This window comes from Pseudomonas sp. MOIL14HWK12:I2, from assembly GCF_000510745.1.
GTDB lineage: Bacteria > Pseudomonadota > Gammaproteobacteria > Pseudomonadales > Pseudomonadaceae > Chryseomonas > Chryseomonas oryzihabitans.
On the sequence record NZ_AZOA01000008.1, the window covers coordinates 137,035 to 158,943 of the forward strand.

A 21,909-nucleotide genomic window follows, 5' to 3' on the forward strand; every position below is an offset into this window, starting at 1 on the left:
TAGAGTCCATGACCGTTACCAAACGCATGTCCCTGCTGGTCCTATCCGCGCTGCTGGGGATCATCCTGCTGGCCGGCATTGCCTACCAGCAGCTGAGCCAGGTGTATGAGCGCGCCAACTATGGCAACGACAACACCGTGCCGTCGATTCTGGGTATCGATGCCATCGACGCCCATTCCGCCGACATCATCACCGGCATCTACCGCCATCTGGCCGCGGATGGCGAAGCAGCCACCCGTGAGGCCGAGAAGGAGCTGACCGAGGCCCAGCAGCTGACCGAGAAGGCGCTCAAGGACTATGAGCCGCTCATTTCCGACGAGACCGACCGGCGCCTGCTGCAGGACGATCGCCAGGCCATTGCGCAACTGAACGATCTGGTGGCCATCGTGCTGCCGCTGTCTCGGGCGAGCCAGGACGAGGACGTCAAGCGCATCCTCGGCGAGAAGCGCAAGGTCATCGACCATGTCGGCGACACCCTCGATGCGCACCGCGCCTACAACCAGAAACTGGGTAGCGAGCAGGCGCTGGTCGCCGGCCATACCATGAGCCAGGCCACCATCCTTTCCATCGGCATCGCCCTGGCGACCCTGCTGGCGGTTGGCCTGCTCGGCTTCTTCATCACCCGCAACCTGCTGCGCCAGCTGGGCGGCGAGCCGGCCGAGGTGGCCAAGGTCGCCAACCGCACCGCCGCGGGCGACCTGCCCGATGATCTGCAGCTGCGTGCCGGCGACGAGTCCAGCCTGATGGCCGCCATGCAGCGCATGGTGGTGACCCTGCGCGGTCTGGTGCAGGAGATGAGCACCATGGCCAGCGAGCACGATCGCGGCGAGACCGAGGTACGCATTCCGCTGGAGCGCTTCCAGGGCACCTTCCGCAACGTCGCCGAAGGTGTCAACGCCATGGTCGCCGGCCACCTCAGCGATTCCGCCAAGGCCATGGCCTGCGTCAAGCGCTTCGGCGAGGGCGATCTGGCTGCGCCGCTGGAGCGGTTCCCCGGCAAGAAGGCGGTGATCAACGACAACCTCGAGCAGGTCCGCGACAACATCCAGCTGCTGGTGGCGGAGATGGTGCAGCTGTCCGCCGCCCATGATCGCGGCGACACCGATGCGCGCATCCCCGTCGAGCGCTTCCAGGGCACCTTCCGTGGCATGGCCGAAGGCGTCAACGCCATGGTCGCCGGCCACCTGAGCGATTCCGCCAAGGCCATGGCCTGCGTCAAGCGCTTTGGCGAAGGCGATCTGTCGGTGGCGCTGGAGCGCTTCCCCGGGCAGAAAGCGGTGATCAACGACAACCTCGAACAGGTTCGCGACAACATCCAGCGCCTGGTCGAAGACGCCAACCAACTGAGCCAGGCGGCCATGGCCGGTCGTCTCGATACCCGCGCCGATGCCAGTGCCCACCAGGGCGATTTCCGCCGCATCGTCGCCGGCATCAACGGCACCCTGGACGCCATCGTCGCCCCGGTCAACGAAGCCATGGGCGTGATGGCCGGGCTCGCCCAGGGTGACCTGAGCCGCACCGTGCGCGGTGACTACCAGGGCCAGTTGCTGGAGCTCAAGGAGTCGATCAACGGCACCGTAGGCAAGCTGAACCAGATCATCGGCGACGTGCGTCTGTCGGCCGACTCCCTGGCCAGCGCCTCGGAAGAGATCTCCGCCACTGCCCAGAGCATGAGCCAGGCCAGCACCGAACAGGCGGCTTCGGTCGAAGAGACCAGCGCCAGTGTCGAACAGATGTCGGCCTCCATCGCCCAGAACACCGAGAACGCCAAGGTCACCGACGGCATGGCCGGCAAGGCCGCGCGGGAAGCCGGGGAGGGTGGTCAGGCCGTCAGCGAGACCCTGGTGGCCATGAAGACCATCGCCGACAAGATCGGCATCGTCGACGACATCGCCTACCAGACCAATCTGCTGGCGCTCAACGCCGCCATCGAGGCCGCCCGTGCCGGCGAGCATGGCAAGGGCTTCGCCGTNGTGGCCGCCGAGGTGCGCAAGCTGGCCGAACGCAGCCAGGTCGCTGCCCAGGAGATCGGCACCGTGGCCAAGAGCAGCGTGGCCCTGGCCGAACGCGCCGGCACTTTGCTGGAGCAAATGGTGCCGTCAATCAGCAAGACCTCCGACCTGGTCCAGGAAATCGCCTCGGCCAGCGAAGAACAGAGCAGCGGGGTGAGCCAGATCAACGGCGCCATGCTGCAACTGAGCCAGATCACCCAGCAGAACGCCTCGGCGTCCGAGGAGCTGGCCGGCACCGCCGAAGAAATGAGTACCCAGGCGGAGCAGCTGCAGCGCCTGATGGGCTTCTTCAATACCGGCGAAAGCCGGGTGGTACAGGACCTGGAACGCGCGCTGGAGGCCTCGCGGCCGAAGGCCATGCAGGTCCCGGGCAAGGCACTGCGTACGGGTACCTCGGGCGTGCCTGACGGCTACGTCCCCTTCGAATCCTGATCCCTATCCTACGGCCACCTGCGGGTGGCCTTTTTGAGACCACCGACATGACCGTCATCAAGAAAATGCTGCTGCTGGTGCTGTCAGCGCTATTGGGCATCCTGGTACTGGCCGGCACCGGGCAATACGAAATCGACAAGGTGTTCCAGGCGGCCAACTACGGCAACGACAATACCGTTCCCAGCCTGAAGGCGCTGGGTGATGTCAATGACAGCCGCTCCGACTACGTGGTGAGCATCTATCGCCACGTGCTGTCGACCAGCAGCGAAGCCATGACCACCGCCGAGCAGGATCTGGCCGCGGCCAAGGAACGCATTGGCCAGAGTCTCGCCAAGTACGAGACGCTGGTCTCGGACGACCGCGATCGTGGCCTGCTGGCCGCCGATCGCACCGCCTTCACGGCGCTGTTCAACCTGGGCGACCAGGTCATCGCCCTGTCGCGGCAGAATCGCAACGACGACGCCCAGGCCCTGATGCGCAGCCGCACCGACGTGATGCTGGCCATCAACAAGGCCCTCGACGAGCACGTCGGCTACAACGAGAGCCTCGCGCAGCAGGGCGTGCAGGTCGCCCAGAAGACCAAGGTCGAAGCCACCTGGCTGGCCCTGTCCATCGCCCTGGCGACCCTGCTGGCGGTGGCCCTGCTGGGCTTCTTCATCACCCGCAACCTGCTGCGTCAGCTGGGCGGTGAGCCGGCCGCGGTGGCGACCCTGGCCGGCCGTGTGGCCGCCGGTGATCTGCCCGATGACATCAAGCTGCGCGGCGACGACAAGACCAGCCTGATGGCGGCCATGCAGAACATGGTCACCACCCTGCGCGGCCTGATCGGCGAAATGAGCAGCATGTCGGCGGCCCACGACCGCGGCGAAACCGTGGTGCGCATCCCGGCCGAACGTTTCCAGGGCGCCTATCGCAGCATGGCCGAAGGGGTCAACGGCATGGTCGCCGGGCACCTCAGCGATTCCGCCAAGGCCATGGCCTGCGTCAAGAGCTTTGGCGAGGGCGATCTGTCGGTGCAGCTGGAGCGCTTCCCCGGCCAGAAGGCGGTGATCAACGACAACCTCGAACAAGTGCGCGGCAACATCCAGCGCTTGGTCGAAGACGCCAATCAACTGAGCCAGGCGGCCATGGCCGGTCGCCTCGATACCCGTGCCGATGCCAGTGCCCACCAGGGCGACTTCCGCCGCATCGTCGCCGGCATCAACGGCACCCTCGACGCCATCGTCGCCCCGGTCAACGAAGCCATGGGCGTCATGGCCGGGCTCGCCCAGGGCGACCTGAGCCGCACCGTGCGCGGTGACTACCAGGGCCAGTTGCTGGAGCTCAAGGAGTCGATCAACGGCACCGTGGGCAAGCTGAACCAGATCATCGGCGACGTGCGCCTGTCCGCCGATGCCCTGGCCAGTGCCTCGGAAGAGATCTCCGCCACCGCCCAGAGCATGAGCCAGGCCAGTACCGAACAGGCCGCCTCGGTCGAGGAGACCAGCGCCAGCGTCGAGCAGATGTCGGCTTCCATCGCCCAGAACACCGAAAACGCCAAGGTCACCGATGGCATGGCTGGCAAGGCCGCGCGCGAGGCCAACGAAGGCGGCGAAGCGGTGGGTGAGACCCTGGTCGCCATGAAGACCATCGCCGAAAAGATTGGCATCGTCGACGACATCGCCTACCAGACCAACCTGCTGGCGCTCAACGCGGCCATCGAGGCGGCCCGCGCCGGCGAGCATGGCAAGGGCTTCGCCGTGGTGGCCGCCGAGGTGCGCAAGCTGGCCGAACGCAGCCAGATCGCCGCCCAGGAAATCGGCACCGTGGCCAAGAGCAGCGTGGCCCTGGCCGAGCGCGCCGGGTCACTGCTCGACGAAATGGTACCGTCCATCAGCAAGACCTCCGATCTGGTACAGGAAATCGCCGCTGCGTCCGAAGAACAGAGTAGCGGAGTCACTCAGATCAATAGCGCCATGCTGCAACTCAACCAGATCACTCAACAGAACGCCTCGGCCTCGGAAGAGCTGGCCGCGACCGCCGAAGAAATGAGCGGTCAGGCCGAGCAGCTGCAGCGCCTGATGGGCTTCTTCCACACTGGCGAGGGTCGTGCGGTCCAGGACCTGGAGCGTGCCATCGAGCAGGCGCGCCCGGTCGCCAGCCGCGCGGCCTCGCCAACCTCGCGTCGTCCGCAGATGGCCGCGGGCGGCCTGCCGGACGGTTACGTCCGCTTCCCGGAGTAATGGCTTCATGACTGCCCTGACCCTTGGCGACATCGCCCACGAACACCTCGGCCATCAGCATCTGACCTTCGTGGTCGATGGGGAAACCTATGCGGTGGATACCCTCGCGGTGCGCGAGATCATCGAGTTCGGCCAGCTGACCCAGGTCCCGCTGATGCCGGCCTGCATTCGCGGGGTGATCAATCTGCGCGGCGCCGTGGTCCCGGTGGTCGATCTGGAAGCCCGCTTCGGCGGGCGACCGACCCGGGTCGGCCCACGGACCTGCATCGTCATCCTGGAAGTGTGCGCCGACGAAGACACCCAGGTGCTGGGCGTGGTGGTGGATGCGGTGAGCGAGGTGCTGGAAATCGCCGCGGCGGACATCCGTCCGGCGCCGGCCTTTGGCAGTCGCCTGGCGCCGCACTTCATCGCCGGCATGGTTAAGTCCGAGGACGGCTTTCTGACCCTGCTCGACGTGGCCCAGGTCCTGGATGTGCAGGAACTGGCGAGCCTGGCCCAGGCCGCCAGCTGAGACATCCCCGCATTGCACGGGCGACGTTAACCGGCGCCTCTAAAACGAAACAGTCGTAACCGGCGCCGGAGGCGCTTCCACCATGCTGAACACTCTTCGCGTCTCGACCAAGCTGGCGATCGGTTTCGGGACCGCCATCCTGATGCTGCTGCTGGTCATGGGTGTCGCCCTGCTGAACATGGGCACCATGAAGGACTCGGCCGACAACATGTCGAAATTCCGTTTCCCCATGACCGTCCAGGCCAACACCCTGGTACGCAACACCCTCGACAGCGGCCGCCTGATGCGCAACCTGCTGCTGCTGGACGATGAGCGCGCCCTGGCCAAGACCAAGGAAGACATCGCCAAGGTCCGTTCGGGCAACGGCGAGATCCTTGCCGATCTGCAGAAGAAGATCACCAGCGACGAAGGCAAGCAGAAGCTGGCCGCTGCCGTGGATGCCCGTCAGCGCCTGCAGGACAAGTACGGCGAATTCTTTCGCCTGCTGGACACCGACCGCGGCCAGGCTCGTGACTATCTGCTGAACGTCTTCGCCCCCAACAACAACGAGCTGGTGGCCGCCCTTGGCGCCCTGAACGACCTGCAGGCCCAGCGCATGCAGGAAGCTGGTGAAGCGGCGACCGACGCCTATGTAGATGCCCGCAATCTGATGATCGTGATAGGTACGGTGGCAGTCCTGATCTCCATCCTGCTCGGCTACCTGATCACCCGCAGCCTGATCCGGCAGCTGGGTGGTGAACCCGCCTATGCCGCCGAGGTGGTGCAGCGCGTCGCCCGCGGTGACCTGAGCGTCGAGGTGGCGACCCGCGAGGGCGATACCACCAGCATGCTGGCCGCCGTGCGCACCATGACCACCACCCTGGCGCAGATCATCAGTGACGTGCGCAGCTCGGCCGATGGCCTGGCCAGCGCCTCCGAAGAGGTTTCGGCCACCGCCCAGAGCATGAGCCAGGCCAGCACCGAGCAGGCCGCCTCCGTCGAGGAAACCAGCGCCAGCATCGAGCAGATGTCGGCCTCCATCGCCCAGAACACCGAGAACGCCAAGGTCACCGACGGCATGGCCGGCAAGGCCGCGCGGGAAGCGGACGAGGGCGGCCAGGCCGTGCGCGAGACCCTGGTGGCCATGAAGACCATCGCCGACAAGATCGGCATCGTCGACGACATCGCCTACCAGACCAATCTGCTGGCGCTCAACGCCGCCNGTGGCCGCCGAGGTGCGCAAGCTGGCCGAACGCAGCCAGGTCGCTGCCCAGGAGATCGGCACCGTGGCCAAGAGCAGCGTGGCCCTGGCCGAGCGCGCCGGGTCCCTGCTGAGCGAGATGGTGCCTTCCATCAACAAGACCTCCGACCTGGTGCAGGAAATCACCGCGGCCTCCGAAGAGCAGAGCGCCGGGGTCGAGCAGATCAATGGCGCCATGCTGCAGCTCAGCCAGATCACCCAGCAGAACGCCTCGGCGTCCGAAGAGCTGGCCGCCACCGCGGAAGAGATGAGCGGCCAGGCCGAGCAGCTCCAGCAGATGATGGAATTCTTCACCCTGAGCGGTTCGCCGGTGGCCCAGCAGGTCGCCCGTCCGGGCGCCAAGCGCTCGGGTCCGAGCCTGGCCGAGCGCGCTTCGGCACTGATCGATTCACCCCGGCGTGCGCCCCGTGGCAGCGTGCCGGCCGGTTTCGCCCGTTTCGAGGAGCAAGCCTGATGCTATTGCGCCAGTTTCTGACCTTTCAGCTCGCCGGTGATCTCTACGGCGTGAACACCGGTTGCGTGCGGGAGATCATCGAGTACGGCGCGGTCACCACGGTGCCCATGCTGCCGCCGGCGATCCGTGGCGTCATCAACCTGCGCGGCGCCGCCGTGCCGGTCATGGACCTCGGCGTGCGCTTTCGCAACGAGGTGACCGAGACCTCCCGCCGCAGCTGCATCGTGGTGCTGGAGATCCAGGTCGACGGCGGCCCCCAGGTGTTCGGCATCGTGGTGGACGCGGTCTGCGAGGTGCTGGAGATCGCCGCCGACGGCATCGAGCCGGCGCCGCGCTTCGGCGCCTCGATCCGCACCGACTTCATCCTCGGCATGGCCAAGCAGGGTGCCGGTTTCGTCATCCTGCTCGACATGGATCGGGTCCTGGGCGCAGACGATCTCGCCCAGCTCGCCGCCATGACGGCTGCCTGAGTCGCCGGCCATGGAACTCCCCGCGCTGACCGACAGCGAATTCCGTCAGTTTCGCAGCTTCATCTTCCGGGTCGCCGGCATCAGCATGTCCGATGCCAAGCGCCCGCTGGTGAGCGGTCGCCTGGCCAAGCGCGTGCGCCAGCGCGGTACGCCCAGCTACGACGCCTATTTCCAGCTGATCCAGCGTGACCAGGCAGAATGCCAGATGGCGGTCGATCTCTTGACCACCAACGAGACCTACTTCTTCCGCGAGCCCAAGCACTTCGACTTCCTGCGCGAGCAGGTGCTGCCGAACTGGGACAGACGCCAGCCGCTGCGACTGTGGAGCGGCGCCTGCTCCTCGGGGGAGGAGCCCTATACCCTGGCCATGACCCTGGCCGAAGGGCTGGGCGAGCGCCCCTGGGAAATCGTCGCCTCCGACCTCAGCACCCGGGTGCTGGCCAAGGCGCGCAACGCCCAGTATCCGCTCGCCGAAGCCGAGAACATCCCGCCGGCGCTGTTGCGGCGCTATTGCTTCAAGGGCGTGGGCGAGAACGACGGCACCTTTCTGGTGGATCCGCGGCTGACCGCGCGGATCGCCTTTCGCCAGATCAATCTGAACAACTCGCTGCCGGAGCTGGGCACCTTCGACATCATCTTTCTGCGCAACGTGATGATCTACTTCGACGTGCCCACCAAGCGCCAGGTGGTGGCCCGTCTGGTTCGCCACCTGCGACCCGGTGGCTACTTCTTCGTCAGCCATTCCGAGAGCCTCAACGGGGTGACCGACGCCCTGAAAATGGTCAGTCCTTCCATCTATCAACGTCCGCTCTAGCCATGGCAGCCGCGCCGGAACTGTTTCTGCGTCCTGGCGACTGGTATTTCGGCCAGGGCGATTTGCGGATCCGGACCATCCTGGGCTCCTGCGTGTCCTTTGTCTTCTGGCACCCGCGGCGACGCCTCGGCGGCATGACCCATGCGCTGCTGCCCACGCGCCAGCGCGCCGCTCCCGGCGCACCCGCCGACGGCCACTATGTCGACGAATCCCTGCAATTGATGCTGGGGGCGATCGCCCGCCACGGCGGCGATCTCTCCGGCTACCAGGTGCACCTCTACGGGGGTGGCAACATGTTTCCCCAGCTCCTGCGCGGGCGCGTCCGCAACATCGGCGACGTCAATGTCGAGGCGGCGCTGGCGCAATTGGCCCAGGCCGGTATCCACACGGTGCGGACCCACGTCCGCGGCGCCGGCCATCGCAAACTGTCCCTGGACCTCGTCGACGGCCGGGTGCTCATGCAACAGGTGGAGCTACCCTATGTTCCGCCGCTTACGAGACTTACTCCATGAACAAGATCAAGGTCCTTATCGTCGACGACTCCGCCGTGGTGCGGCAGGTGCTCGCCCAGAGTCTCGCGGAGGATCCGGCCATCGAGGTGCTGGGGGTCGCCGCCGACCCGGTGTTCGCCCAGGACAAGATGCGCAAGCAGTGGCCCGACGTCATCGTGCTGGACGTGGAGATGCCGCGCATGGACGGCATCACCTTTCTCAAGAAGATCATGGCCGAGCGCCCGACCCCGGTGGTGATCTGCTCGACCCTGACCGAGAAGGGCGCCGCCACCACCCTGCAGGCCATGGCCGCCGGGGCGGTCAGCATCGTCACCAAGCCCCAGGCCAACCTCAAGCAATTCCTCAAGGACGCCTCGGACGACCTCACCAGCGCGGTCAAGGCCGCCGCTCGGGCCAATCTCAAGCGCCTGGCGCCGCGTGGCGTGCCGGTGGTGCCGACGCCCAAGCTCAGCGCCGACGCCATCCTGCCGTCCGGCGGCAGCCCGGCCATGGCGCGCACCACCGAGCGCATCGTCGCCCTGGGTACCTCCACCGGCGGCACCCAGGCCCTGGAAGCGGTGCTGACCTCGCTGCCGCGGGTCTGCCCCGGCATCGTGGTGGTCCAGCACATGCCCGAGCGCTTCACCGCCGCCTTCGCCGAGCGCCTGGATCGCCTCTGCGAGCTGGAGGTGCGCGAAGCGCGGCATGGCGATCGGGTCCTGCCGGGACGGGTGCTGATCGCGCCGGGTGGTCGCCACATGCTGCTCAAGCGCAGTGGCGCCCAGTACCAGGTGGACGTGGTCGACGGCCCGCCGGTCAGTCGTCATCGCCCCTCGGTGGACGTGCTGTTCCGCTCGGTGGCGCGGGCCGCCGGCAGCAATGCCCTGGGGATCATCATGACCGGCATGGGCGACGACGGCGCCCGTGGCCTCAAGGAGTTGCGCGACGTCGGTGGCCGTACCCTCGGCCAGGACGAAGACAGCTGCGTGGTCTACGGCATGCCAAAGGAAGCCATGAAGCTCGGCGCGGTGGAGCAGGAGATCGGCCTCAACCAGATCGCCGCCGCCATCCTCAAAGGTGGGGTCTAGACGAACTTGCGGGGCAGGCGGGACTCCAAGCGCGAGCACGCGAGGAGAGCCCCATGTTCGACATCTGCCACTGGATCAACGAGCCTGAAACCTGGCTGGCCGAGCCCGAGCGGCTGCGGGTCATCACCGATCGCCACAGTGACTTCTGGAACCACACCCACGACGGCGGCGAGCGCCACAGCGGCCACTTCTTCGGCGCCCGGGTCACCAGCGGCTTCACCGCCCAGCTGCGGGTGGCGGCGCGCTGCAAGAACCAGGGCGACCATGCCGGCTTGATGGTGCGGATCGACGAGCAGCACTGGCTGCGGGCCGGCATCGGCTATTTCGACGATACCCCGCAATTGCTCAGCGTCCTGACCCTGGGACGCTCGGATCTGGCCGTGGGCGCACCGCTGGGCGAGCGCGAAGAGCTGTGGCTGAGGATTACCCTGACCCAGGGCACCCTGCGGGTCCAGGCCTCGCTCGACGGTCAGCGCTGGCCGCTGCTGCGCCTGGCCAGCCTGCCCGTCGCCGCCGAGTACCGGGTCGGCCCGGTCTGTGGCACCCCGGAGCGGGGTGGCATGGAGGTGGCGTTCAGCGACTTCAGTCTGCAGGCCCCGCTGCAGCGAGGCCTGGCCGATCTGAGTTGAGGTGGGGAGGGCGACTCAGCCGACGGTGACGGGGGGCAGTTCGACCTGCTGCACCTGCACCGGCTTGCGCGGGGCAACCACCTTGGCGACCCCGTCGACGACCTTGTCGCCGTGCTGGTTGAACACCCGGGTGGCCAGGTTCACGCGAAACTTCGGCAGCTTTTCCAGCACCTCGATTTCCACCGTCAGGGTATCGCCCAGCTTGACCGGCTTCTCGAAGGTCATGGTCTGGTCGACATAGAGGGTGCCCGGGCCCGGCAGGTTGCAGGCCACCGCGGCGCTGATCAGGGCGCCACTGAGCATGCCGTGGGCGATGGGCTCGCGAAACAGCGTCTTGGCGGCGAATTCGGCGTCCAGGTGCAGCGGGTTGCAGTCCCCGGAGAGGGCGGCGAACAGCAGCACATCGCGCTGCTCGATGGTGCGGGTCACGGTCACCTTCTGGCCGATCTCGAGGGCTTCATAAGGGATGTTTTCGGTCAGGCTCATGACGCGCTCCGGCAGCTGTGACAAGGCGGCGGACGCCGCGAAGCCGGGCATTCTACCCAGGCTCGCCGCCCGAGGCTAATCGACGCCCGGAAAAGCCCCGGGAGAAGGTGACCATAAGTGACCATCTGGTCATTAGGTGACGTTCAGGGCGGATATTGATGCTGTTGCGGGCAGGGCAAAGCTGCTAGGCTCGCAGGGCCGGTTCAGCGCTGATCACGGCACTCCAACGAACAATAACCATAGAGCGGGAGCGGGCTGCATGATGCCGAATTTCTGGAGTGACAAATATCCCGAGGGCATCCAGACAGACATAGACCTGGACCGTTATCGCAACGTCCTGGCGGTATTCCGCGAGGCCTGCCAGACCTACGCCGAGCGCCCGGCGTTCAGCAACCTGGGCCGCACCCTGAGCTACCGCGAACTCTATGAGCTGTCCGGTCAGTTCGCCGCCTACCTGCAAAAGCATACCGACCTGCAACCCGGCGATCGCATCGCCGTGCAGATGCCCAATGTGCTGCAGTATCCGGTGGTGGTCTTTGGCGCCATGCGTGCCGGCCTGGTGGTGGTCAACACCAACCCGCTGTACACCGCCCGCGAGATGCAGCACCAGTTCAAGGATTCCGGCGCCCGGGCGCTGGTCTGCCTGGCCAACATGGCGCACCTGGCCGAACAGGTGCTGCCGCAGACCGACATCCGGCACGTCATCATCACCGAGGTCGGCGACCTGCTGCCGACCTTCAAGCGCCTGCTGGTCAACGCCGTGGTCCGCCACGTCAAGAAGATGGTGCCGGCCTATCGCATTCCCCATTCCATCCGCTTCGTCGATGCCATGACCAAGGGCGAGCACGTCGATTTCGTCGACGCCGACCCGGCGGCCGAGGACGTCGCCGTGCTGCAGTACACCGGCGGCACCACTGGCATCGCCAAGGGCGCCATGCTGACCCACCGCAATCTGGTGGCCAACATGCTGCAGTGCCAGGTGCTGATGACCAAATACCTGGGCGGCGGCGCCCAAGTGATGATCGCGCCGCTGCCGCTCTATCACATCTATGCCTTCACCATTCACTGCATGGCCATGCTGATCCAGGGCAACCACAACGTCCTGATCACCAATCCGCGCGACCTGCCGGCGCTGGTCAAGGAACTGCGGCAGTGGCGCTTCAACGGCTTCGTCGGCCTCAACACCCTGTTCGCCGCCCTGTGCAACAACGAGGATTTCCGCCAGCTGGATTTCTCCCAGCTCAAGGTGACCTTTTCCGGTGGCATGGCGCTGCAGCAATCCGTGGCTCTGCGCTGGGAAGAGGTGACCGGCTGCGGCATCTGCGAAGGCTACGGCATGACCGAGACCAGTCCGGTGGTGAGCTTCAATCCGCTGGAGCGGCGCCGGCTGGGCACCATCGGCGTGCCGGTGCCAGGCACCGACTGCAAGGTGGTGGATGCCGATGGCGTGGCCCAGGGCTTCGATACCCCTGGCGAACTGTGCGTCAAGGGCCCCCAGGTCATGAAGGGCTACTGGCTGCGTCCCGAGGCCACCGCCGAGGTGCTGGACGCCGAAGGCTGGCTGCGCACCGGCGACATCGCCGTGATCGAGCCGGATGGCTATCTGCGGATCGTCGATCGCAAGAAGGACATGATCCTGGTGTCCGGCTTCAACGTCTATCCCAACGAGCTGGAAGAGGTACTCTCCCAGTTGCCCGGGGTGCTGCAGTGCGCCGCCATCGGTATCCCCGACGAGGTGGCGGGGGAGAAGATCAAGGTGTTCGTGGTGCCCAAGCCCGGTGCGTCCCTCACCACCGAGCAGGTGCTCAAGCACATGCACGACAACGTCACCGGCTACAAGCGACCCAAGCTGGTGGAGTTCCGCGACAGCCTGCCGACCACCAACGTCGGCAAGATCCTGCGTCGCGAACTGCGTGACGCCGAACTCAAGAAGGCGTAACAGGACTTCACTATGTCCCCCGCGCCGCTACCTCTCGTCGACTGGTAGCGGTGCCACCGGTTTCCAAGCATGGTTTTCGCAAGAGGTTCGGGTATAAACCGCAGGCGGCATTTTGCCGTCACCTCTCCGACCTCTTTCCTTGAGGACACACCATGCGAATTAGCGTACGCCAGGCCGTGCTGGGCCTCTTCCTGCTGGGCTCCAGCGTGCTCGGTCAGGTCCAGGCCGGTGAACCCATCCGCGTCCTGTTCGTGGGCAACAGCTACACCTTCGTCAACGATCTGCCGGCGATGGTCCGTCAAATGTCCGTTGACGCCGGTCAGTCGCGCCCGCTGGACGTCAAGCATGTGACCTTCAGCGGCGCCAGCCTCGAGGAACACTGGAAGCGCCACGACGTGCAGGACGAGCTGGCCAAGGCCAACTACGACTACGTGGTGATCCAGGACCACAGCATGATGCCGGTGAAAAATCCGGACCTGACCCGTCAGTACGTGCGCCTGATCGCCGACCTGGCGCGCAAGGACGGTGCCCAGCCGATCCTCTACCTGACCTGGGCCCGGCAGAACAACCCGACCATGCAGGCGCAGCTGGACAGCGTCTACACCCCCCTGGCCAAGGAAACCGGCGCGCTGCTGGCCCCGGTGGGCCAGGCCTGGCAGAAGGCCCTGGCTGATCAGCCGCAACCGGGTCTGTTCCTGCCCGACGGCAGCCACCCGTCCTTTACCGGTACCTACCTGACCGCCTCGGTCTTCTATGCCCTGATCTACGGCACCCGTCCGCCGCTGCCGGCCGCCGGCGAAAAGATCAAGTTCGATCATGCCGATCCCGCCGATCTGCAACAGGACGCCTGGAAGGCCCTACAGTCGCTGGACATGGCTCTGCGCACGCCGCCGGCCAAGCTGAACGTAGCCAGCGTCCAGGCCAAGCGCTGAGTCCGTTCCGCCGCTGCGCGCAGTCCGGCCGCGCAGCGGTTTTCCGCCCGCCGTTCTTGTAAAGCCCCGCCGCACCCCCCAACTCTTTTACACTTACCGGTCCAAGCGACCGCCGTCGAAAGAGTTTCATGACCGATACCCCCTCCGTTGCCCGTCTCGCCGCCAACCTGGATCAGGCCTTCAACGCCGATCGCCATCGCCTGAGGCGCCAGCTCCAGGCCCTGCAGAAACAGCCTGATCCGGCCCGCGAAGCCCAGTGGCTGGAGCGTTTCCAGGCGTCCTGCGCCAAGGTCGAGGCGCGGCGTGCCAGCGTGCCGACCATCCGTTACGACGACGCCCTGCCGATCGCCGCCAAGCGCGAGGAGATCAAGCGCGCCATCGCCGGCCACCAGGTGGTGGTGATCGCCGGTGAGACCGGTTCCGGCAAGACCACCCAGCTGCCCAAGATCTGTCTGGAATTGGGCAGGGGTGTGCAGGGGCTGATCGGCCACACCCAGCCGCGCCGGCTGGCGGCGCGCAGCGTGGGCGCCCGGGTGGCGGAGGAACTGGGTTCGCCGCTGGGCGAACTGGTCGGCTATCAGGTGCGGTTCGAGGATCAGAGCACCGATGCCACCCTGATCAAGCTGATGACCGACGGCATCCTGCTGGCCGAGACCCAGCACGACCGCTTTCTCGAACGCTACGACACCATCATCGTCGACGAGGCCCACGAGCGCAGTCTCAACATCGACTTCCTGCTGGGCTTTCTCAAGACCCTGCTGCCGCGTCGCCCCGATCTCAAGCTGATCATCACCTCGGCCACCATCGATCTGGAGCGCTTCTCCCGGCACTTCGACGGCGCGCCCATCGTCGAGGTGTCCGGGCGGACCTATCCGGTGGAGACCTGGTATCGCCCCCTCAGCGCCGAGGTGGACGAAGACGGCGAGCGCCTGGTGGACGATCTCTCGGTGGATCAGGGCATCCTCCAGGCACTGGACGAGATCGAGGCCCATGAGCGCAGCGTCGGTCAGCGTCCGGGCGATGTCCTGGTGTTCCTGCCCGGCGAGCGCGAGATCCGCGACTGCGCCGAGGTCCTGCGCAAGGCCCAGCTGAAATTCACCGAGGTGCTGCCGCTCTATGCGCGCCTGACGCCGGCCGAGCAGCAGAAGATCTTCCAGCCGCGTCCGGGGCGCAAGATCGTGCTGGCGACCAACGTCGCCGAGACCTCGCTGACCGTGCCGGGCATCCGCTACGTGATCGACAGCGGCACCGCGCGCATCAGTCGCTACAGCTATAGAGCCAAGGTCCAGCGCCTGCCCATCGAAGCCATCTCCCAGGCCAGCGCCAACCAGCGCAAGGGCCGCTGCGGCCGGGTCGAGCCGGGCATCTGCATCCGCCTCTACAGCGAAGAGGATTTCCTCGGTCGACCGACCTTTACCGATCCGGAGATCCTGCGCACCAACCTGGCGGCGGTGATCCTGCAGATGCTGCATCTGCGCCTGGGTCGCATCGAAGACTTCCCCTTTATCGAGCCGCCGGATGGCAAGGCGATCAAGGATGGCTTCACCCTGTTGCAGGAACTCTCGGCGGTGGACGTCGAGGGGCGCCTGCTGCCCCTGGGGCGGCAACTGGCGCGCCTGCCCGTCGATCCGCGCCTGGGCCGCATGCTGCTCGAAGCGACCGAGCAGGGCAGTCTCGCCGAGGTGCTGATCGTCACCAGCGCCCTGTCGGTGCAGGACCCGCGCGAGCGCCCCGCCGACCGCCAGACACAGGCCGATCAGGCCCATGCCCAGTGGAAGGACCCGGATTCGGACTTCGCCGCCCTGGTCAATCTCTGGCACGGTTTCGAAGAGCAGCGCCAGGCGCTGGGCTCCAACGCCCTGCGCAGCTGGTGCCGCAAACACTTCCTCAACTACCTGCGGCTGCGCGAGTGGCGCGATGCCCATCGCCAACTGACCCTGCTGTGCCGCGAACTGGGGCTCCAGGCGCGTAAGGCCGACAGTCCGGCGCCGGCACCGGCGGAAGTCGGCAACCGACCTGCGCCGACCACCGACAAGCACGTCAACGCCAAGGCCCAGCAACATGCCGAAGCCAGCGAGGCGGCGGTACGCGCCCGTGGCTATGCGGCGCTGCACAAGGCCATTCTCGCCGGCCTGCTCAGCCAGATCGGCCAGAAGAGCGAAGACGGCGACTACCTGGGGGCGCGCCAGCGGCGCTTCTGGATCCATCCCGGCAGCGTCATCGGCCGCAAGAAACCCAACTGGATCATGGCCGCGGAGCTGGTGGAGACCACCAAGCTGTTCGCCCGTATGGTGGCCAAGATCGAGCCGGACTGGATCGAGCCGGTGGCGGGCCACCTGGTCAAGAAGACGCACCTGGAGCCCCACTGGGAGAAGAAGCGCGGCCAGGTGGTGGCCTATGAACAGGTCACCCTCTATGGCCTGATCGTGGTCGGCCGCCGCCCGGTGCACTTTGGCCCCATAGATCCGCCTGCCGCCCGCGAGCTGTTCATCCGCGAAGGCCTGGTGCGCGGCGAGATCAACAGCCGCGCCAAATGCCTGGCCGCCAATCGGGCGCTGCTGGAGCGGCTGGACGAACTGGAAGCCAAGGCCCGCCGCCGCGACATCCTCGCCGATGAGGAAACGCTGTTCGACTACTATGCTGCGCGTCTGCCGGCGGACGTCTACCAGACCGCCACCTTCGACAGCTGGTATCGCCGCGAGAGCGCCAGGCAACCCGACCTGCTGATCATGCGCGAGGAAGACGTCCTCGCCCGCGAAGCCAGCGAGGTGACCGCTGCCCAGTATCCGGACACCCTGCGCCTGGGCGAGCTGATTCTGCCGCTGTCCTACGAATTCGACCCGACCCATCCGCGCGATGGCGTCACCCTGCGAGTGCCTGCGCCGCTGTTGCCGCAGCTGCCGCCGCAGCGGCTTGACTGGCTGGTGCCGGGATTGCTCTACGACCGCTGCGTGGCCCTGGTGCGCAACCTGCCCAAGGCGCTGCGCAAGAACTTCGTCCCGGTACCGGATTTCGTTCGCGCGGCGTTGGACAAGATCCCCTTCGGCGAGGGCTCGCTGCACGAGGCCCTGGGGCGCGAATTGCAGCGCATGACCGGCGCCCGTGTTCCCGACGAGGCCTGGCCGGAAGCCGAGGCGGGTCTCGATCCCCATCTGCGTATGAACCTGGAAGTTGTCGATGCCCAGGGCAAGCCGCTGGGCGAAGGCCGCGACCTGGCCGAGGTGACGGCGCGCTTCGCCCAGGAGAGCCAGGCGGCTCTGGCCCTGCCGACGCAGAAACGCCAGGAGCAGCGCCCGGTGGAGGCCAAGGCCTTCGCCGAGGTGGCGTCCAAGACCCAGCAGCAGGTGGCCGGCCTTTCCATGACGGTCTATCCGGCGCTGGTGGACGAGCAGGGCACGGTGCGCGAAGGCCGCTTCGCCACCCAGGCCGAAGCGCGCTACCAGCATCGCCGCGCCCTGCAGCGACTGCTGCTGCAGCAACTGGCGGAGCAGGCCAAGTTCCTGCGCGGCAAGTTGCCCGGCCTCACCGAGTTGGGCCTGCTGCACCGCGAACTGGGTCGGCCGGAGGCGCTGGTGGAAGACATCCTGCTGGCCAGTCTGGACGCGGCCATCCTCGCCGACGACGCCGAGCTGCCCCGCGATGGCGCCGGCCTGGCTTCACTGGCCGAGCGGCGCAAGGGCGGCTGGACCGAGCAGGCCGAACGGATCGCGCGCCTGACCCTGGAAATCCTCAAGCTCTGGCATGGCCTGCAGAAGAAATTCAAGGGTCGCATCGACCTGGCCCAGGCGGTGGCGCTGAACGACATCAAGGCGCAACTGTCCAGCCTGGTCTATCCCGGTTTCGTCCGGGATACGCCGCTGGAATGGCTCAAGGAGTATCCGCGCTATCTGAAGGCCATCGAGCAGCGCTTCGACAAGCTCGGCAGCCAGGTGCAGCGCGATCGCGTCTGGAGCGGGGAGCTGGCCGGGCTCTGGGAGCAGTATCGCGCCCGCGCCGCCAAGCATGGCCAGGAGGGCAAGCGCGACGCCAATCTGGAGCTCTATCGCTGGATGCTGGAGGAATACCGCGTATCCCTCTGGGCCCAGCAGCTGGGCACGCGGATGCCGGTGTCGGACAAGCGATTGAACAAGCAGTGGAGTCTGGTGGAGGCCTAGCGCGGTCATCCATCGGAACCCTCCCAGGCCCGGGTCGGCCGCTGGCATAGTGAGGCCATGACCCAGGCCAGCTTTCGCTTCCACGGCGCCCTCGAACGCTTTCTGGCCCCGACCCGTCGCGGCCGGGTGATCCGGGTCGAATGCGCCGCGGTGGCGAGCGTCAAGCATCAGATCGAAGCCCTCGGTGTGCCCCATACCGAGGTGGGTCTGCTGCTGATCAACAGCGAGGCGGCTGCGCTGACGCAGCGACTGGACGACGGCGATGAGGTCATCGTTCATCCGGCGCAGGCCGAGAGCTCAGGCGAATCCGCGCCTGGTCATCCAGGGGCAGGGCGTCCGCGCTTTGTCGCCGATGCACACCTCGGCGCGCTGGCGCGGCGTCTGCGCATGGCGGGCTTCGATACCCTGTACGACAACGCCTATGCCGATCCGGCCCTGGCCGATCTCGCCCGGCGCGAAAAACGTATCCTGCTCACCCGGGATCGTGAATTGCTCAAGCGACGGCAGGTGCTGCATGGCTGCTATGTGCATGCCCTGCGTCCGGAGGCGCAGCTGCAGGAGCTCTACCAGCGCCTGGGTCTGCGTCCCTGGGCATTGCCCTTTTCACGCTGTCTGGCCTGCAACTCGAGTCTGCAGGCGGTCAGCCTGGCGGAGGTCGCCGACCGCCTGCCTCCGCGCGTGCGGGAACGCCACCGGCATTTCCTGCACTGTCCGCATTGCGACAAGCTGTTCTGGGAAGGCAGCCACTGGCGCGCCATGCGCGAGCGGCTGGCGCTGGTCTAACGCGGCAATACCTGGCGCAGCGAGCCGCCCACGTCCGGCAGGTCCATCTCGATGCGCCGCCACCAGGCTTCCGCGAAGCTGTAGCAGGCGAAGGCGATCAGGCCGAGGCCGACCACGGACAGCACCAGTCCGCCAAAGGGCAGATTCTGCAGGCCGTTCAGGGCGTCCTTCATGCCCGGCGGATGCAGCGCCTGATAGCGCGAGCCGCTGACCACCAGCAGGACGGCGATCTCGACGAAGGCCACGCCCCGGGCGATCAGCCCGAAGCGGCCGATGGGCCGGATCAATCGCAGCTGCTCCGGACTGGCTTCGAGATAACGCTCGAAGCTGGCCTTCCAGCCCTTCACGAAATGGGCGAGGCCCACGCCCAGCGGAATCAGCGCGGCGACGTACACCAGCAGGTTGGAATAGCGCCAACCGAGGAGCGTTTGCAGTAGATCGTTGGTTTCCCCACCCGAGCCACCGCCCTGGCGCAGACCACTGACCAGCAGGCCCAGGGCGAAGAAGGCCAGGGCACCATAGGTGATGCCACCCACCAGCAGGCCGGCGCGGATCACCAGGCCCTTGGGCTTGCTGCCATGGTCATCCACATCGCGGATGGCCTGGAGGATGCGCCAGGCCGCGAAGGCGACCAGGCCGACCACCACCAGGCCGACCAGGAAGTGGCCGAAGGGCTGGGCGAGCAGGGCTTCGAGGCTGTCATGGCTGTCCGCCGGCTGGCCGGAGCCGCGTGCGGCCAGCAGCGCCAGCACACCGATGATGAGATAGACGAGACCGCGGGCGGCATAGCCGCCGCGGGCCAGGAGAGTGAGTCCGGTACGGGTGCGCATCTGTTATGTCCTGTTACATCCTGCCTTGTACTGACCGGCGGCCCGCGTACGGGTTCTGGCGGGCGGACAGGCGCACCGGGGGCGCTGGCGGGACGCGGCGTTAGGCCTTAGGCTCGCACCCTTTGCCTCGGCGACAGTTTCATGGACAAAGCTCGACTGCTCACCCTCATTCTCCAGGCGCTGGAAGCCGACCGCGAGGTCATCAGCCAGCAACTGGCGGCCAGCCATGAAGCGGCCACCCACAGCGAAAGCAAGGCCGAGAACAAGTACGACACCCGCGGTCTGGAAGCGGCCTACCTGGCCGATGGTCAACGCCGCCGTCTGCACGAGATCGAGCTGGCCCTGGCCGCCTACCGTGCGCTGACACCCGTGGCCATGAGCGACGGTGTCCGCGTCGGCGCCCTGATCGAACTCACTACCGCCACGGCCAGCCGCTGGCTGTTCCTCGGCCCGGATGCGGCGGGACTCAAGGTCAGGCTGGACGGTCAGGAGGTGCTGGTGATCTCCCCGCGTGCGCCCCTCGGTCAGGCATTGCTCGGGCGGGAGGAGGGCGACGAGGTGGCGGTGACCGTAGAAGGCAAGGTGCACCGGCAGGAGATCCTGGCGGTGTATTAGCGTAGGGCAGAGGTAACGTCCTATCTCTGTCGTGGCCTTGGCTCGCTCCCATGGACTGGGCAATGGCGGCGGATCGCAGGCTTGCCGGTGCCGATGGAGATGAATGCCCGCTCGGATAGCTCCCTCTCCTCTCGGCAGAGGGTTGGGGTGAGGGTGTCCTTCCACTAAGCCCCAGTGGAAAAGGCTACGCCGTTTTCCACGCTACGACGCTATGAAGCTGCGTTGGGGACAATCGCGGCCATGGGCCGCTCCTACAGACCTCGCTTCAGGGCGTCGACCATGTTGTGCGATTGGGACAAAGCTCCAACCATCCAGGTTGGCCGTAGGAGCGGTCGCATCGGCGGACCGCCATGGCCGCGATCAAGAGACGATGAGGTCTGTCGTGATTTCGGGATTGCCGCCAGGGCAATCCCTCTCTCAGGTCTCCACCCCTTCCACCGACCGGTTGGCCCTGGGCGGTGCGGTCTCTTCCTTTTCCTGCTTCGGCCGGTGCTGATCGAGCCAGGCGCGGCTCTGCTGCTGGGCCTCGTCGACCTTCCTGTTCAGCTCGTCGAGGGTTCCGCCCAGGGTTTCCCGGGCCTGTTCGCGGGCGGCTTCTTCCACCTTGGTGGCGAAGCTGTCCGCCGCCTTCTCGGCGCTGTCGCAGCCGCCGAGGCCGAGCAGCAGGAGGATGCCGGCGAGTCCGAGGATGGCTTTGGTGCTCATGTTCGTCCGCTCCTTGTCATGAAGGCCGCTTCAACGAATCGCGCGGCTCAGAACCGGCGGCGCTGTGCTTGGCTTCGCCGCGGGTCTTGTAAAGCGAGACCAGCACGCCACCGGCCAGCAGGCCCAGGGTCACGCTCAGGGAGATCGCCGGCGGAATCTTGCCGATGATGCCCACCAGGAAGATCTTGCAGCCGATGAACACCAGCACCAGCGCCAAGGCGTACTTGAGGTAGGCGAAGCGATGGATCATCGCCGCCAGGGCGAAGTACAGCGCGCGCAGGCCCAGGATGGCGAAGACGTTGGAGGTATAGACGATGAAGGGGTCCTGGGTGATGGCGAAGATCGCCGGCACACTGTCCACCGCGAACACCAGGTCGGCGCACTCGATCACGATCAGCGCCAGGAACATCGGGGTCGCCCAGAGCACCGCCTTGCCACTGGCATCGGGCTGGCGCACGAAGAAATGATCGCCATGCAGCTCATCGGTCACCCGCATTTTCTTGCGCAGGAATTTAATGAAGACGTTGTCGTCGAGGTTGGGCTCTTCATCCACCTTGGCGAACAGCATCTTGACCCCGGTGATCACCAGGAAGGCGCCGAAGATATAGAGGATCCAGTCGAACTGGTGGATGAGGGCCGCGCCCAGGCCGATCATGATGGCGCGCAGCACGATCACCCCGAGGATGCCCCAGAACAGCACCCGGTGCTGGTACTCGCGGGGGATGGCGAAGAAGCCGAAGATCACCGCCATCAGGAAGACGTTGTCCATGGACAGCGACTTTTCGATGAGGAAGCCGGTGACGTAGTCGAGACTGGCGTCGGCGCCCTTGAGCTGCCAGACGAAGAGGGCGAACAGCAGACCCGCACTGATGTAGCCGGCGGACAGCAGCAGGCTCTCCTTGACCTCGATGGGTTTGTTCTCCTTGTGGAGCACACCCAGGTCGAAGGCCAGCAGGGCGATGACGACGGTGAAGAAGGTGAGCCACATCCAGGTGGCGGTGCCGAGGAAATCGGCGAAGAAGAATGCATGCAGGGCGTTCATGAGCCCCTCCTTAGTCAAGTTTCAAGACTATGACTCGACATGGCGGCACACGCCGTCAGA

General features: G+C 66.4%; 16 protein-coding genes and 3 pseudogenes. 15 read left to right on the top strand and 4 right to left on the bottom strand.

Annotated elements, in window-relative coordinates; genetic code table 11:
* Positions 1–8 precede the first annotated feature (8 nt).
* The 10 genes and pseudogenes from PSK12I2_RS25415 to PSK12I2_RS0105805 all read left to right on the top strand — a co-directional run.
* Positions 9–1,529: pseudogene (locus tag PSK12I2_RS25415) on the top strand (MCP four helix bundle domain-containing protein); the annotation flags it as partial.
* Positions 1,530–1,586: 57 nt separating this feature from the next.
* Positions 1,587–2,303: pseudogene (locus PSK12I2_RS25420) on the top strand (methyl-accepting chemotaxis protein); the annotation flags it as partial.
* Between the two features lie 188 nt (positions 2,304–2,491).
* Positions 2,492–4,666, top strand: a complete 2,175-nt coding sequence (locus PSK12I2_RS0105770) for a methyl-accepting chemotaxis protein (protein WP_027597643.1) — start codon at positions 2,492–2,494, stop codon at positions 4,664–4,666.
* A 7-nt stretch (positions 4,667–4,673) separates the two neighbouring features.
* The gene (locus PSK12I2_RS0105775; protein WP_027597644.1) at positions 4,674–5,177 is read left to right on the top strand and encodes a chemotaxis protein CheW; all 504 of its coding nucleotides are present in this window, start codon (positions 4,674–4,676) and stop codon (positions 5,175–5,177) included.
* Positions 5,178–5,259: 82 nt separating this feature from the next.
* A pseudogene (locus tag PSK12I2_RS23735) lies at positions 5,260–6,871 on the top strand (methyl-accepting chemotaxis protein).
* Positions 6,871–7,341, top strand: a complete 471-nt coding sequence (locus tag PSK12I2_RS0105785) for a chemotaxis protein CheW (RefSeq protein ID WP_027597645.1) — start codon at positions 6,871–6,873, stop codon at positions 7,339–7,341. Before PSK12I2_RS23735 ends, PSK12I2_RS0105785 begins: the two are co-directional and overlap by 1 nt.
* Before the next feature lie 10 nt (positions 7,342–7,351).
* On the top strand, positions 7,352–8,155 hold the full coding sequence (locus PSK12I2_RS0105790) for a protein-glutamate O-methyltransferase CheR (RefSeq protein ID WP_027597646.1): 804 nt from the start codon (positions 7,352–7,354) through the stop codon (positions 8,153–8,155).
* Positions 8,156–8,157: 2 nt separating this feature from the next.
* A complete protein-coding gene (locus PSK12I2_RS0105795; protein ID WP_027597647.1) occupies positions 8,158–8,667 on the top strand; it encodes a chemotaxis protein CheD in 510 nt (169 codons plus the stop codon).
* Entirely contained in the window at positions 8,664–9,734 is a 1,071-nt protein-coding gene (locus PSK12I2_RS0105800; protein WP_027597648.1) for a chemotaxis response regulator protein-glutamate methylesterase, read from the top strand. Before PSK12I2_RS0105795 ends, PSK12I2_RS0105800 begins: the two co-directional genes overlap by 4 nt.
* Positions 9,735–9,787: 53 nt before the next feature.
* Positions 9,788–10,363 carry a DUF1349 domain-containing protein gene (locus PSK12I2_RS0105805; protein WP_027597649.1) on the top strand — a complete coding sequence of 192 codons (576 nt, stop codon included), beginning with the start codon at positions 9,788–9,790 and terminating at the stop codon, positions 10,361–10,363.
* Between the two features lie 15 nt (positions 10,364–10,378).
* Here the strand turns inward: PSK12I2_RS0105805 and PSK12I2_RS0105810 are convergent, their stop codons facing one another.
* The gene (locus tag PSK12I2_RS0105810) at positions 10,379–10,849 is read right to left on the bottom strand and encodes a MaoC family dehydratase (protein ID WP_007162137.1); all 471 of its coding nucleotides are present in this window, start codon (positions 10,847–10,849) and stop codon (positions 10,379–10,381) included.
* Between the two features lie 259 nt (positions 10,850–11,108).
* Between PSK12I2_RS0105810 and PSK12I2_RS0105815 the strand changes: the two genes are divergently transcribed.
* From PSK12I2_RS0105815 to PSK12I2_RS23740, 4 genes are all read left to right on the top strand, one after another.
* Positions 11,109–12,788 (top strand): long-chain fatty acid--CoA ligase, encoded by a 1,680-nt coding sequence (locus PSK12I2_RS0105815; protein ID WP_007162138.1) that lies wholly within the window; start codon positions 11,109–11,111, stop codon positions 12,786–12,788.
* A gap of 152 nt (positions 12,789–12,940) precedes the next feature.
* Positions 12,941–13,720 carry an SGNH/GDSL hydrolase family protein gene (locus tag PSK12I2_RS0105820; RefSeq protein ID WP_007162139.1) on the top strand — a complete coding sequence of 260 codons (780 nt, stop codon included), beginning with the start codon at positions 12,941–12,943 and terminating at the stop codon, positions 13,718–13,720.
* A gap of 128 nt (positions 13,721–13,848) precedes the next feature.
* The gene (gene hrpA / locus PSK12I2_RS0105825; protein WP_027597650.1) at positions 13,849–17,874 is read left to right on the top strand and encodes an ATP-dependent RNA helicase HrpA; all 4,026 of its coding nucleotides are present in this window, start codon (positions 13,849–13,851) and stop codon (positions 17,872–17,874) included.
* Positions 17,875–17,931: 57 nt separating this feature from the next.
* A complete protein-coding gene (locus PSK12I2_RS23740) occupies positions 17,932–18,657 on the top strand; it encodes a Mut7-C RNAse domain-containing protein (RefSeq protein WP_037007545.1) in 726 nt (241 codons plus the stop codon).
* On the opposite strand, the gene PSK12I2_RS0105835 is transcribed toward PSK12I2_RS23740, so the two are convergent.
* A complete protein-coding gene (locus PSK12I2_RS0105835; RefSeq protein ID WP_027597651.1) occupies positions 18,654–19,487 on the bottom strand; it encodes a DUF1206 domain-containing protein in 834 nt (277 codons plus the stop codon). The two genes, PSK12I2_RS23740 and PSK12I2_RS0105835, sit on opposite strands and share 4 nt — an antisense overlap.
* Before the next feature lie 141 nt (positions 19,488–19,628).
* On the opposite strand from PSK12I2_RS0105835, the gene PSK12I2_RS0105840 reads away from it, so the two are divergent.
* On the top strand, positions 19,629–20,102 hold the full coding sequence (locus tag PSK12I2_RS0105840; RefSeq protein ID WP_027597652.1) for a GreA/GreB family elongation factor: 474 nt from the start codon (positions 19,629–19,631) through the stop codon (positions 20,100–20,102).
* A gap of 417 nt (positions 20,103–20,519) precedes the next feature.
* On the opposite strand, the gene PSK12I2_RS0105845 is transcribed toward PSK12I2_RS0105840, so the two are convergent.
* Both PSK12I2_RS0105845 and PSK12I2_RS0105850 read right to left on the bottom strand, forming a co-directional pair.
* A complete protein-coding gene (locus PSK12I2_RS0105845) occupies positions 20,520–20,807 on the bottom strand; it encodes a hypothetical protein (protein ID WP_027597653.1) in 288 nt (95 codons plus the stop codon).
* 16 nt (positions 20,808–20,823) lie between these two features.
* The gene (locus PSK12I2_RS0105850) at positions 20,824–21,849 is read right to left on the bottom strand and encodes a TerC family protein (RefSeq protein WP_027597654.1); all 1,026 of its coding nucleotides are present in this window, start codon (positions 21,847–21,849) and stop codon (positions 20,824–20,826) included.
* Positions 21,850–21,909: the final 60 nt, after the last annotated feature.

What these genes read in the sequence shown, in the direction of transcription:
- PSK12I2_RS0105770 (WP_027597643.1), top strand. Translation starts at nt 2,492, where the DNA reads ATGACCGTCATCAAGAAAATGCTGCTGCTGGTGCTGTCAGCGCTATTG.
- PSK12I2_RS0105775 (WP_027597644.1), top strand. Translation starts at nt 4,674, where the DNA reads ATGACTGCCCTGACCCTTGGCGACATCGCCCACGAACACCTCGGCCAT.
- PSK12I2_RS0105785 (WP_027597645.1), top strand. Translation starts at nt 6,871, where the DNA reads ATGCTATTGCGCCAGTTTCTGACCTTTCAGCTCGCCGGTGATCTCTAC.
- PSK12I2_RS0105790 (WP_027597646.1), top strand. Translation starts at nt 7,352, where the DNA reads ATGGAACTCCCCGCGCTGACCGACAGCGAATTCCGTCAGTTTCGCAGC.
- PSK12I2_RS0105795 (WP_027597647.1), top strand. Translation starts at nt 8,158, where the DNA reads ATGGCAGCCGCGCCGGAACTGTTTCTGCGTCCTGGCGACTGGTATTTC.
- PSK12I2_RS0105800 (WP_027597648.1), top strand. Translation starts at nt 8,664, where the DNA reads ATGAACAAGATCAAGGTCCTTATCGTCGACGACTCCGCCGTGGTGCGG.
- PSK12I2_RS0105805 (WP_027597649.1), top strand. Translation starts at nt 9,788, where the DNA reads ATGTTCGACATCTGCCACTGGATCAACGAGCCTGAAACCTGGCTGGCC.
- PSK12I2_RS0105810 (WP_007162137.1), bottom strand. Translation starts at nt 10,849, where the DNA reads ATGAGCCTGACCGAAAACATCCCTTATGAAGCCCTCGAGATCGGCCAG.
- PSK12I2_RS0105815 (WP_007162138.1), top strand. Translation starts at nt 11,109, where the DNA reads ATGATGCCGAATTTCTGGAGTGACAAATATCCCGAGGGCATCCAGACA.
- PSK12I2_RS0105820 (WP_007162139.1), top strand. Translation starts at nt 12,941, where the DNA reads ATGCGAATTAGCGTACGCCAGGCCGTGCTGGGCCTCTTCCTGCTGGGC.
- hrpA (WP_027597650.1), top strand. Translation starts at nt 13,849, where the DNA reads ATGACCGATACCCCCTCCGTTGCCCGTCTCGCCGCCAACCTGGATCAG.
- PSK12I2_RS23740 (WP_037007545.1), top strand. Translation starts at nt 17,932, where the DNA reads ATGACCCAGGCCAGCTTTCGCTTCCACGGCGCCCTCGAACGCTTTCTG.
- PSK12I2_RS0105835 (WP_027597651.1), bottom strand. Translation starts at nt 19,487, where the DNA reads ATGCGCACCCGTACCGGACTCACTCTCCTGGCCCGCGGCGGCTATGCC.
- PSK12I2_RS0105840 (WP_027597652.1), top strand. Translation starts at nt 19,629, where the DNA reads ATGGACAAAGCTCGACTGCTCACCCTCATTCTCCAGGCGCTGGAAGCC.
- PSK12I2_RS0105845 (WP_027597653.1), bottom strand. Translation starts at nt 20,807, where the DNA reads ATGAGCACCAAAGCCATCCTCGGACTCGCCGGCATCCTCCTGCTGCTC.
- PSK12I2_RS0105850 (WP_027597654.1), bottom strand. Translation starts at nt 21,849, where the DNA reads ATGAACGCCCTGCATGCATTCTTCTTCGCCGATTTCCTCGGCACCGCC.